At 62.0% G+C, this 10309-nt stretch carries 7 protein-coding genes; 4 read left to right on the top strand and 3 right to left on the bottom strand.

Annotation, left to right across the window (positions count from 1 at the left end; genetic code table 11):
• The first annotated feature begins 187 nt into the window (after positions 1 to 187).
• On the top strand, positions 188 to 1969 hold the full coding sequence (locus NW851_RS10755) for an ABC transporter substrate-binding protein (protein WP_414334655.1): 1782 nt from the start codon (positions 188 to 190) through the stop codon (positions 1967 to 1969).
• 1 nt (position 1970) lies between these two features.
• Here the strand turns inward: NW851_RS10755 and NW851_RS10750 are convergent, their stop codons facing one another.
• Both NW851_RS10750 and NW851_RS10745 read right to left on the bottom strand, forming a co-directional pair.
• Positions 1971 to 4136, bottom strand: a complete 2166-nt coding sequence (locus tag NW851_RS10750; protein WP_414338420.1) for a glycogen debranching N-terminal domain-containing protein — start codon at positions 4134 to 4136, stop codon at positions 1971 to 1973.
• A 58-nt stretch (positions 4137 to 4194) separates the two neighbouring features.
• Positions 4195 to 5277, bottom strand: coding sequence for a glycosyltransferase family 4 protein (locus tag NW851_RS10745; RefSeq protein WP_414334659.1), 1083 nt, complete (start codon positions 5275 to 5277; stop codon positions 4195 to 4197).
• A gap of 322 nt (positions 5278 to 5599) precedes the next feature.
• Between NW851_RS10745 and NW851_RS10740 the strand changes: the two genes are divergently transcribed.
• Together NW851_RS10740 and NW851_RS10735 are read left to right on the top strand one after the other, a co-directional pair.
• Positions 5600 to 7315, top strand: a complete 1716-nt coding sequence (locus NW851_RS10740) for a succinate dehydrogenase/fumarate reductase flavoprotein subunit (RefSeq protein WP_414338417.1) — start codon at positions 5600 to 5602, stop codon at positions 7313 to 7315.
• 94 nt (positions 7316 to 7409) lie between these two features.
• Positions 7410 to 7742 (top strand): aminotransferase class III-fold pyridoxal phosphate-dependent enzyme, encoded by a 333-nt coding sequence (locus NW851_RS10735; RefSeq protein ID WP_414334662.1) that lies wholly within the window; start codon positions 7410 to 7412, stop codon positions 7740 to 7742.
• On the opposite strand, the gene NW851_RS10730 is transcribed toward NW851_RS10735, so the two are convergent.
• Entirely contained in the window at positions 7739 to 8446 is a 708-nt protein-coding gene (locus NW851_RS10730; protein ID WP_414338414.1) for a hypothetical protein, read from the bottom strand. The genes NW851_RS10735 and NW851_RS10730 overlap by 4 nt on opposite strands.
• A gap of 312 nt (positions 8447 to 8758) precedes the next feature.
• Between NW851_RS10730 and purF the strand changes: the two genes are divergently transcribed.
• Positions 8759 to 10306, top strand: coding sequence for an amidophosphoribosyltransferase (gene purF, locus NW851_RS10725; protein WP_414338412.1), 1548 nt, complete (start codon positions 8759 to 8761; stop codon positions 10304 to 10306).
• Positions 10307 to 10309: the final 3 nt, after the last annotated feature.

Here is a 10309-nt window from a genome sequence, read left to right as displayed (position 1 = left end):
CTCTCCCTCTGGGAGAGGGGCCGGGGGTGAGGGCCGCCGGGAGAGGGGCCGGGGGTGAGGGCCGCCGGGAGAGGGGTCGGGGGTGAGGGCCGCCGGGAGAGGGGCCGGGGGTGGTCGCGTGAGCGGCGCGGAGCGCTTGGGCCGCCGGCGGGCCTCCTCAAACTTGCTCGGATACTCAGCAAAGGAAATGGCAGGCCAAAGCAATACCTCAACAGAGCAGCTCAAGAGCAGCCTTTTTGCCCCCCTATTCCTAGGGATCCTCCTTCTCTGGCTTAGCGCCTGTGCTGCCCCCGCTCGCCCGCCCCACCTGATTGCCACCGTCACCTCGGATCCCAAAACCTTCAACACCTATCTGGCCACCGAGAGCTCCAGCCGCGACGCCATCGCTTACCTGGAGGCGGGCCTGGTCACCCTCGATGAAGATACCCTCCTGCCCAAGCCGGAGCTGGCGGAAGGCTGGGAAGTGTCTGAGGACGGCTTGCGCTATGTCTTCACCTTGCGGGAGGGGCTGCGCTGGTCGGACGGGGAGCCCCTGACAGCGGCAGATGTGGACTTTACCTTCAACCGCATCATCTTTGACGAGCGGATCCCGACCTCGGCGCGGGATGTGTTGCGCATCGGCGAGGCGGGGGCGCTGCCCCAGGTGCGGGCCTTGGACGAGCGGCGGGTTGAGTTTGTCCTGCCGGAGCCCTTTGCCCCTTTCCTGTTGCAGGCCGGGTCCCCTCTCTTGCCCAAGCACATTCTGCAGCCCACTGTGGAGCAGGTGGACGGCCAGGGCAACCCCCTCTTTCTCCAGACCTGGGGAGTTGACACGCCGGTGCAGGAATTGGTGGGGGCCGGCCCCTACATCTTGCAGGAATATACCCCCGGACAGCGGCTGGTGTACCGTCCCAACCCCTACTACTGGAAAGGGGAAGGGATCCCGCGCATCGAGCGGGTCATCCTGCGCATCGTGGACTCGGAAGATACGGCCCTGTTGCAGTTTCGCTCCGGCGAGACCGACGTGTTTTCGGTGCGAGGCAGAGATTTTCAGCTCCTGAAGCGGGAGGAAGAACGGGATCAGTTCAGGATTTACAATCTCGGCCCCACCCTCAACAACAATTTCTTTGCCTTCAACCTCAGCCGGGCCCGCAACCCCCAAACCGGACGGCCCTTTGTGGATCCCGTCAAAAGCCGCTGGTTCAACGATTTGAACTTCCGCCGGGCGGTGGCCCACGCCCTGAACCGGCAATTTTACGTCGAGAGCGTCCTGCAGGGGCTGGGCGAGATCCAGCACTCGGTCTTCTCCCCCGCCAGCCCCTTTTACCTCAGCCCGGCAGAGGGCCTGCCCACCTACGACTACGATCCCGAAAAGGCGCGGCAACTGCTCTTGGCTGCCGGCTATACCTACGACGCCGAAGGCCACCTACGGGATCCCGACGGCAACCGCGTCCGCTTCAGTCTCATCACCAACGCCGGCAACAACCAGCGGGAGGCCACCGGCGCCCTGATCAAGGCCGACCTGGCACGGATCGGCATCACCGTTGACTTCACCCCCATTGCCTTCAACACGGTGGTGCAGCGCACCGACAGCCGCGACTGGGAAACCTTGTTGCTGGGCTTTGGCGGCGGCGGCACCGAGCCCAACAACGGCTCCAACATCTGGCGCAGCGATGGCCGCCTGCACCTGTTTAACCTGGGGGATCTGCCCGGCAATCCCGCCGAAGGGGTGGAAGTGAGCGATTGGGAGCGGGAGATCGACCGCATCTTTATTGCGGGGGTGCGGGAGCTGGACTTTGAAAAGCGCAAGGCCCTCTACGACCGCTTTCAAGTGATCATCCAGGAACAACTGCCCCAGATCGGCACCTTCAACCCCCTGGTGCTCTCGGCCCTGCGCAACCGCCTGCAAGGGGTGGATCCCCGCCCCATCCTCGGCCCTCTCTGGAACCTGGATCAGCTTTCCATCCAGGACATGCTGCAGGAGCGGTAGCCTACCTCAGCGTCAGCTCCACCTCCCCCGTGCTCCTGAGGACGTTGATCCCCACCCCTCCTGCCTGGAGATACAGACCGATGTCCAGGGATCCCCGCCCCACCTGGATGTTCTCAAGAGTTACATGGGGCAGCCACAGGGGCAGGGTGGGCTGGGTGAGGCGCACCTGTTGGGCCAGCCCGTCGATCTCCAGGCCTAGGCAGGCCTGCAGCAGCAGGAACACGCTGGCCGCCGCCCAGGACTGGGGCAGACAGGCCACCGGGTAGAGGGTGGGGCCTTCCCGCTGGCGCCGGCGAAAGCCACAGAACAGCTCCGGCAGCCGCCGCAGCTCCAGAAACTGGCTGGCATCGAACAAGGCCGTCAACACCTGGGCCGCCGCCGCCTTGTGGCCATAGCGGGAGAGTCCGGCTGCAATCAGGGCGTTGTCGTGGGGCCAGATGGAGCCGTTGTGGTAAGACATGGGGTTGTAGCGCCCTTCCCCTTCTGCCAGCGTGCGGATGCCCCAGCCGCTGAAAAAAGCCGGCTCCAAAAGTTGCCGCGCGATGCGCTCGGCATGCTGCGGGTGGGCGATCCCAGAAAACAGGCAGTGGCCCATGTTGGAGCTGCGCACGCGGCAGGGCTGCTTGCGCCCGTCCAAAGCCAGGACATAGCCGCCCAGCTCCTCGCACCAAAACTGCTCCCAAAACCGCTGCTGCAGTTTCTGGGCCTGCTGCCGCAGTTGCGCTGCTTGCTCGTGCCGCCCCAACAGCTCCGCCATCTCCGCCGCCAACAGCTTGGCCTCGTAGGCGTAGCCCTGCACCTCGCACAGGGCTATGGGTGGCTCGGCCAGGGATCCGTCGGCATAGAAGATGGCATCTTCCGAGTCTTTCCAGCCCTGGTTGCGCAGGCCCCGCCGCGCCTTACCGGCATACTCCAAAAAGCCGTCGCCGTCGGGATCCCCGTAGGTGTCCATCCAGTGGAGAGCTGCCTCGATATTCGGCCACAACTGCCGCAACAGCTCGAGATCCCCACTGCGGCGCACATAGCGCCCTGCTAGCACCACAAACAAAGGAGTGGCGTCGATGCTGCCGAAATAATTGCCAAAGGGGATCTCACGCGTCTTGGCCATCTCGCTGTAGCGCTGCTCGTGCAGGATCTTGCCCGGCTCAGCATCGCGGCTGGGATCCACCTCCTGAGCCTGGTGGGCTGCTAGGTACAGCAACACCCCCCGGGCCAAGTCGGGGAACCACCAGAGGGTGGCCAAGGCGGTAATTAGCGCGTCGCGGCCAAAGACCGTGGCAAACCAAGGCACCCCGGCGTGGGGATAGAGCCCATAGGGGGTGCGGGCCAGCATCATCACCAGGTCGTCCCGCGAGGCGTTGAGCCACTCGTTAAACTGGGCGTTGCCAGTATCGATGCGGTGGGCCAGAGAGCGCAACACGGCCCGCTGCTCCCGCTCCGCCTGCAGCGCCTCCTGGTAGCTCAAGAGCGGGATCTCCTCGCCGCCATAGCTGCAGACGACCCTCACCTCTAAGTCCCGCTCCTCCTGCGGCGCCAGCGGCACCCACCACTGCGCCAGCTTTTCCGAAACCACGTCCGGCGCAGGAGAAAACAAGATCCGGGTTTGCCGCTCCACCCCGTCCAGGCCGTGGTAGCACAAGGTTACCCCTTCTGAGCTCACCTGGGCTGGCAGCAGTTGTCCCCGCTTTGTCCGCCGGATGCCGCGAATCTCAAACATATCGGCAAAATCGGCCTCAAAGCGCAGGGTAAGCGGCACCCGAAACGGCTCCGAGCCGTAGTTGTGGATGCGAATCCGCTCGTAGGCCACGTTGTTCCACAAAAAAGTAGTCCGCAGAACATGCAGAGTATCTTGACCGATAAACTGCCCCTTCGAGGTGGTGAACTCGGGGTTGGTCAGATCCACCGCCAGAATATCCTTGTCTTCCCGCACCTCTGAGCTGAGCAGCAAAAACTGTTTCCCCTGCAAATCCAAGACCAGCCGTGACAAGAAGCGGGTATCGTCGCGAAACAGGCCGTGATCCCGGATGCCTAGGGGGCGCATGTTGCCCAAGCGGTCAAAAATAGCAAAGCAGTTGTCCTGCTTGAGGACATGGGGACGCGCCTCCACCATGGAAGCGCTGGCGCGGATGTAGTACTGATCCTGAATCTGGATGATGTCTTCGGCCATCTGCGTCTTCCCACCCAACCAAAGGAGCAAAACAGTAGCCCCCCAGATAGCCCCGGCTTTACCTAGGCAGGGTTGACAGGCCGGGGGTGGCTTTCTTCGAGCGCTCCTGCCGTTCGTTCACCAATTGGTTGTAAAGAGCCTCGTACTCCGACACCATCCTCTCAACGCTAAACCGCTCCTCAAACACCTGCCGCACCCCAGCTCGGTCAAGGGATCCCACCTTTTCTACTGCCTCCACTGCCTCCTCCACCGAGTCCACAATAAAGCCGGAGCGGCGGTCGGCCATCACTTCTGGCACCGAGCCAAAGCGAGTGGCAATCACCGGCGTGCCACAGGCCATCGCTTCAATCATTACCAGCCCAAAGGGTTCCGGCCAGCGGATGGGAAACAGCACCGCATAGGCCTTGCCCAAGAACTCGCTCTTCTCTTGCTCGGTGATTTCCCCCACGATCTCCACATTGGGGTGGCGGCTGGCCAAAGGCTTAATCTCTAACTCATAGTACTGGCGATCCACGGCGTCAATCTTGATAGCAGCTTTCAGCGGCATCCCGGCCCGCGCGGCAATTTCAATGGCCGTGTCCAGCCCTTTCTCCGGCGAGACCCGGCCCAGAAAAGCCAGGTAATCTCCCTTTTCTGGATAGAAACGGTGCAGATTCAGGGGCAAACCATGATAGACTGTCCCCACCCAGCGCGCCTGGGGCAGGGGCCGCCGCTGGGCATTGGAGATGGAGACCACCGGGATGTCCTGAAACTCGGTGTAGAGCGGCTGCAGCTCCGGAATGTCCAGCCGCCCGTGCAGGGTGGCCAAAAAAGAGACTTGGGGATGGCGGCGGGCCAGGGCGTAGGGGTAGTAGTCAATGTGGCCGTGGATGATGTCAAACTCATCGGCCATCTGAAAGGCTTTCTCTACCATCAGGATGTGGGGCGCCACCGTGTCGATGGCCGTGGGATCCAAGCGCAAAGCCCGCTCCCGAAAAGGGATCAGGCGAGCTTGGGTTTGGGAGTCGCCGCTGGCAAATAGGGTCACCTCGTGCCCGCGCCGCACCAGCTCTTCGGTTAGCCAGGACACCACTCGCTCGGTGCCGCCGTAGAGCTTGGGGGGCACGCTCTCATGCAAAGGGGCAATCTGAGCAATGCGCATAGCCATCCTCCGCACTCAATCTTGACGTTAACCGTTTAGGGCTGCCTGCCGGGCTGAGGTCAACGGTATTTCCAGGCGCTGACCGTAGGAGCACCGGTTGCCCAGAGCAAACTTCAGAGCCAAATCAAGGGCAGGCTCCAGCTTCTATCCTATCCAGACAAGCCTGTTGGATGGGTTCCCCAGAAAGGGCTATTGCCGGGAACCGCACTGCCGGTGCGAATGAGCCACGTTCGGTTGCCGCTGCCATGGGGGCAGGCATAATGGGAAGACGCCATCTTGCCTGCGGTGGTTCTCCGTTGTGAGGGTTTGCCCACATCCATTCATGCTGGAGCACGACATTGTCATCGTTGGCGGGGGGCTGGCCGGTTGCCGGGCGGCTTTGGAGGCCATGCGGCGGGATCCCGGCCTCGACCTGGCCTTGGTATCCAAAACCCATCCGATTCGCAGCCACTCGGTAGCAGCGCAGGGGGGCATTGCCGCTGCCCTGCAAAATGTCGATCCGCGAGATTCCTGGGAAGCCCATGCCTTCGATACCGTCAAGGGATCCGATTATCTGGCGGATCAGGATGCGGTGGAGATTCTGGCCCGAGAAGCCCCTGAGGTGATTATCGATCTGGAGCACTTGGGGGTTTTGTTCTCCCGCCTGCCGGATGGCCGCATTGCCCAGCGGGCCTTTGGGGGACACAGCCACCCGCGCACCTGTTATGCCGCCGACAAAACCGGGCACGCCATTTTGCACGAGTTGGTGAGCAACCTCCAGCGTTTTGGGGTCAAGCTCTACAGCGAATGGTATGTGCTGGAGCTCATTCTGGAAGAAAACCAGGTCAAGGGAGTGGTGATGCTGGAGCTGGCCAGCGGACGGCTGGAGGTGGTGCGGGCCAAGGCAGTCATGTTGGCCACGGGCGGCTATGGGCGCATCTACAACTCCACCTCCAACGACTTTGCCTCGACCGGCGACGGCATGGCGATGGTGGCGCGGGCCGGCCTGCCTCTGCAGGATATGGAGTTTGTGCAGTTTCATCCCACGGGCCTGTATCCGGTGGGGGTGTTGATCTCGGAGGCGGTGCGCGGGGAGGGGGCTTATCTGATCAACGGGAAAGGAGAGCGCTTTATGGCTGCCTATGCCCCCAGCCAGATGGAGTTGGCCCCCCGGGATATCACGTCGCGGGCGATTGTTACGGAGGTGCGGGCCGGACGCGGGATCGACGGAAAAGATTTTGTCTATTTGGATCTGCGGCATCTGGGGGCAGAAACCATTCACATGCGGCTGCCCTTTTGTTGGGAGGAGGCCCATCGCCACCTGGGCATCGATGCGGTTGTGGATCCCATTCCGGTGCGACCGACGGTGCACTACTGCATGGGCGGGATCCCGGTGACGGTGGATGGGCAGGTGCTGCGGGATGCCCATACCCGCGTGGAAGGGCTGTTTGCTGCCGGTGAAACGGCCTGTGTTTCGGTGCATGGGGCCAACCGGCTGGGCAGCAACTCTCTTCTGGAGTGCGTGGTCTTCGGGCGGCGCACAGGGGCAGCTATGGTAGAAGCCGTCAGGGGGCGAGCCTTGCCGAAGTTGGACGAGGGATCCCTGCTCAACCAGGCCGCCGAGCGGATCGCCAGGCTGCTGGAGCGATCCGGGGCAAGCCGCATTGATCAGGTGCGGCGGCAGTTTCAAGATTGCATGACCGAGCATTGTGGGGTCTATCGCAGCGAATCGGTTCTTCAAGAAGGGATCCAAAAATGGCACCGGATCCGCCGGCGTTACGAGCAGGATTTGCGCCTGGACGATCGGGGCAGCGTGTGGAACACCGAGCTCATCGAAGCCCTGGAGCTGGACAACCTCATGACGGTGGGGGCCTTGATCCTCGCCAGCGCTCTGGAACGGCGGGAAAGTCGCGGCTCCCACGCGCGGGAAGACTATCCCCAGCGGGATGATCAACGGTTTTTACAGCACACCTTGGCCGCTTTTCGCGAGGGATCCCCCCAGATCAGCTATCGTCCCGTGGTGATCACCCGCTTTCTTCCTCAGGAGCGGAAATACTAACTTTCCAGAGGTATCCCAAGCCGATTAGGATCGCCCCATCGAGTTTTTCCACGGCTATACCTACTCCGGCCACCCGGTTGCCAGTGCCGCCGGCTTGGCCACCCTGAACCTGTATCAAGAAGAAGGCTTGTTGGAGCGGGCCGCCAGCCTCGCCCCCCTCTGGGAAGAAGCTCTCCATTCTCTGCGGGGCTTGCCCCATGTCATCGATGTGCGCAACCTCGGCTTGGTGGGGGCCATTGAACTGGAAGGGATCCCTGGCCGACCGACAGCGCAGGCTTTTGAAGCTTTCTTACGCTGCTACGAACGGGGCGTGCTGATCCGCACCACAGGTGATACCATCGCCCTTTCCCCACCTTTGATCATCGAGGAAACCCACATTGAACGCTTGGTCGCCACCTTGAGGCAAGTCCTTCAAGAGCTGCCCTAGGGAGTTGGGGCGCTCCTTTGGTTGGCCGTCGGCGTTGGCGAAGGGCTGGGAGTAGGACTGGGGCTAGGCGAAGGCGATACCGAGGGAAAGGGATTGGGGGTGCCGGCTGGCGTTGGTGAAGGGGAAGGGCTGGGCGCAGGCAACACCCGCAGAGGAGCCTTGGCGGAGGCGATGCGGCCTTGGGTATCTGCCACCATCGCCGTCACTTCATACTCCCCGGTGGGAGCAGAAGCGGGAATGGTAATGGGGATGGTGCCAATGCAGGTTTTGCTGTTGGCCTGACAGCCGACGGCAGCGGCGGTGAAATCAAACGTCAGCGTGAGAGGGTTCCGCCGGATTTCCACCCGGAAGCTGATGCCAGCTCCCAAACCCGCAGGAGTTGTCACGGCCACCAAGACATTAAAAGGAACCGTCTGTCGCGCGTCCGCCAGCGATACCACGGCAATCGAAGGTGGCTCCGCCGAGAAGGATGCGGTGGGGGAAGGACTGGGGAACGGATTCAAGAGTGGAGTGGGGGTCGGGGTGAGCAGAGGCGTCGGGACGGGAGTGAGCGTCGGGAGGGGACTGGGGACGAGAAAAGGCGTGGGCGTCGGTGCCACAACCGTTACCGGCACAGGAGTAATGGTAACCGAGGGTTGCTCGCGGCCATCTTCTTGGCAGGCCACCAGTGACAACGACACAAAAGCGGCTACACTGGCTTTCATCGCAGAGATTGCCAACATCCAGCTCTGACGGAACCTAGGGGGCTGCTGTTTCATGGGCTTTAGCTCCTCACAACACGAGCTTGGGGGTTTGTTAGGAAAACCGAGTCTCGGCAGCGTTCAACTCAAAAACCCGCACCGTCCTGCTCCCTCAACCGCGAAAGCAGAGTCTCGCAAGTGCTCCTAACACTATAGATAGAGCCTCAATTTTTTGCAAACACTATGGGTGTCACCAATCGCATGGGATCCGCCTTGGCGGTGAGATCTCAAGAGCGCTCGGGTTAGACTGATAAGTGCCACAGCAAGAGGGGATCCATGGCAGCAAAGGTGGAAGCAGAACCATCGCCAGCTCAGGAAGGGCCCAAAGAGGCCTGCGGCGTGTTCGGCATTTTGGCCCCCGGCGAGGAGGTGGCCAAGCTGACCTACTTTGGGCTGTTTGCCCTGCAGCACCGCGGCCAGGAATCGGCGGGGATTGCCACCTTTGAGGGGGCCTTTTGCCGAGTCCACAAGGCAATGGGGCTGGTTTCCCAAGTGTTTGACGAGGTGAACTTAGGCCAGCTCAGCGGCGATCTGGCAGTAGGCCACACCCGCTACTCCACTACGGGATCCAGCCGCATGGCCAACGCCCAGCCGGTGATTGTGGAAACCCGCTTGGGGCCGCTGGCTTTGGCTCACAATGGGAACTTGGTCAATGCCGAAGAGCTGCGCAGAGAACTGGAAGCTGCCGAGTGCCACCTCACCGGTAGCACCGACTCGGAATGTATTGCCCACACCATTGCCCAGGCAGTGAACCAAGGTCAAGACTGGGTGGGAGCCACCTGTCAAGCTTTGCGCCGCTGCCGCGGGGCTTTCAGTCTGGTTATCGGCACGCCAGAGGGTCTGATTGGGGCGCGGGATCCCTACGGCGTGCGTCCGCTGGTGTTGGGGCTTTTGAGCAGCAACCCCGCCAGACAGGAGCTGCTGCAACCGCAGAGGCTGGGGATCCTCTGCAGCGACGGCACGCTCAACCACCCAGAAGCCCAGCCACTGCACTACGTGTTGGCTTCGGAAACCTGTGCTTTGGATATCATTGGAGCGGATTATCTGCGCCAGGTGGAGCCGGGGGAGCTGGTGTGGATTGACCGTCAAGGGCTGCAATCGCTGCGCTGGGCCGAGGCCACCCCCAAACTGTGCATCTTTGAGATGATCTACTTTGCCCGCCCCGACAGTTGCATGCACGGGGAGAGCCTCTACTCCTACCGGGTGCGGCTGGGAGAACAACTGGCCAAAGAAGCTCCGGCAGAGGCCGACTGGGTGATCTCGGTGCCCGACTCCGGCACACCGGCAGCCATTGGCTATGCCCGCCAACTGGGGATCCCCTACACGGAAGGGCTGATTAAAAACCGCTATGTGGGCCGCACCTTTATTCAGCCCACCCAGTCGATGCGGGAGCGGGGCATTCGCATGAAGCTCAACCCCCTCGAAGACGTGCTGCGGGGGCAGCGGATTGTGATTGTAGACGACTCGATTGTGCGGGGCACCACCAGCCAGAAGATCGTCAAAGCCCTGCACCAGGCAGGAGCTACGGAGGTCCACATGCGCATCTCCAGCCCCCCCGTTACCCATCCCTGCTTCTACGGCATTGACACCGACAGCCAAGACCAGCTCATTGCCGCCAAGTATTCGGTAGCAGAAATTGCCGAGAAAATCGGGGTGGACTCATTGGCCTACTTGAGCTGGGAAGGCATGCTGGCCGCCACAGGTCGGGATCCCAATTCCTTTTGCTCGGCTTGCTTTACCGGCCACTACCCCATCCCCATTCCTGAGGGGCTGAAGCGCTCCAAGCTGGCTTTGGAAACGGTAGCCAGCCGCAAAGATCGCTAGCAA

Source organism: Synechococcus sp. H55.7 (assembly GCF_047462395.1).
Lineage (GTDB): Bacteria > Cyanobacteriota > Cyanobacteriia > Thermostichales > Thermostichaceae > Thermostichus.
The sequence above is the reverse complement of the archived record's forward strand: the minus strand, read 5'-3'. Positions and strand labels throughout refer to the sequence as shown.

What these genes read in the sequence shown, in the direction of transcription:
- NW851_RS10755 (WP_414334655.1), top strand. Translation starts at nt 188, where the DNA reads ATGGCAGGCCAAAGCAATACCTCAACAGAGCAGCTCAAGAGCAGCCTT.
- NW851_RS10750 (WP_414338420.1), bottom strand. Translation starts at nt 4,136, where the DNA reads ATGGCCGAAGACATCATCCAGATTCAGGATCAGTACTACATCCGCGCC.
- NW851_RS10745 (WP_414334659.1), bottom strand. Translation starts at nt 5,277, where the DNA reads ATGCGCATTGCTCAGATTGCCCCTTTGCATGAGAGCGTGCCCCCCAAG.
- NW851_RS10740 (WP_414338417.1), top strand. Translation starts at nt 5,600, where the DNA reads ATGCTGGAGCACGACATTGTCATCGTTGGCGGGGGGCTGGCCGGTTGC.
- NW851_RS10730 (WP_414338414.1), bottom strand. Translation starts at nt 8,446, where the DNA reads ATGAAAGCCAGTGTAGCCGCTTTTGTGTCGTTGTCACTGGTGGCCTGC.
- purF (WP_414338412.1), top strand. Translation starts at nt 8,759, where the DNA reads ATGGCAGCAAAGGTGGAAGCAGAACCATCGCCAGCTCAGGAAGGGCCC.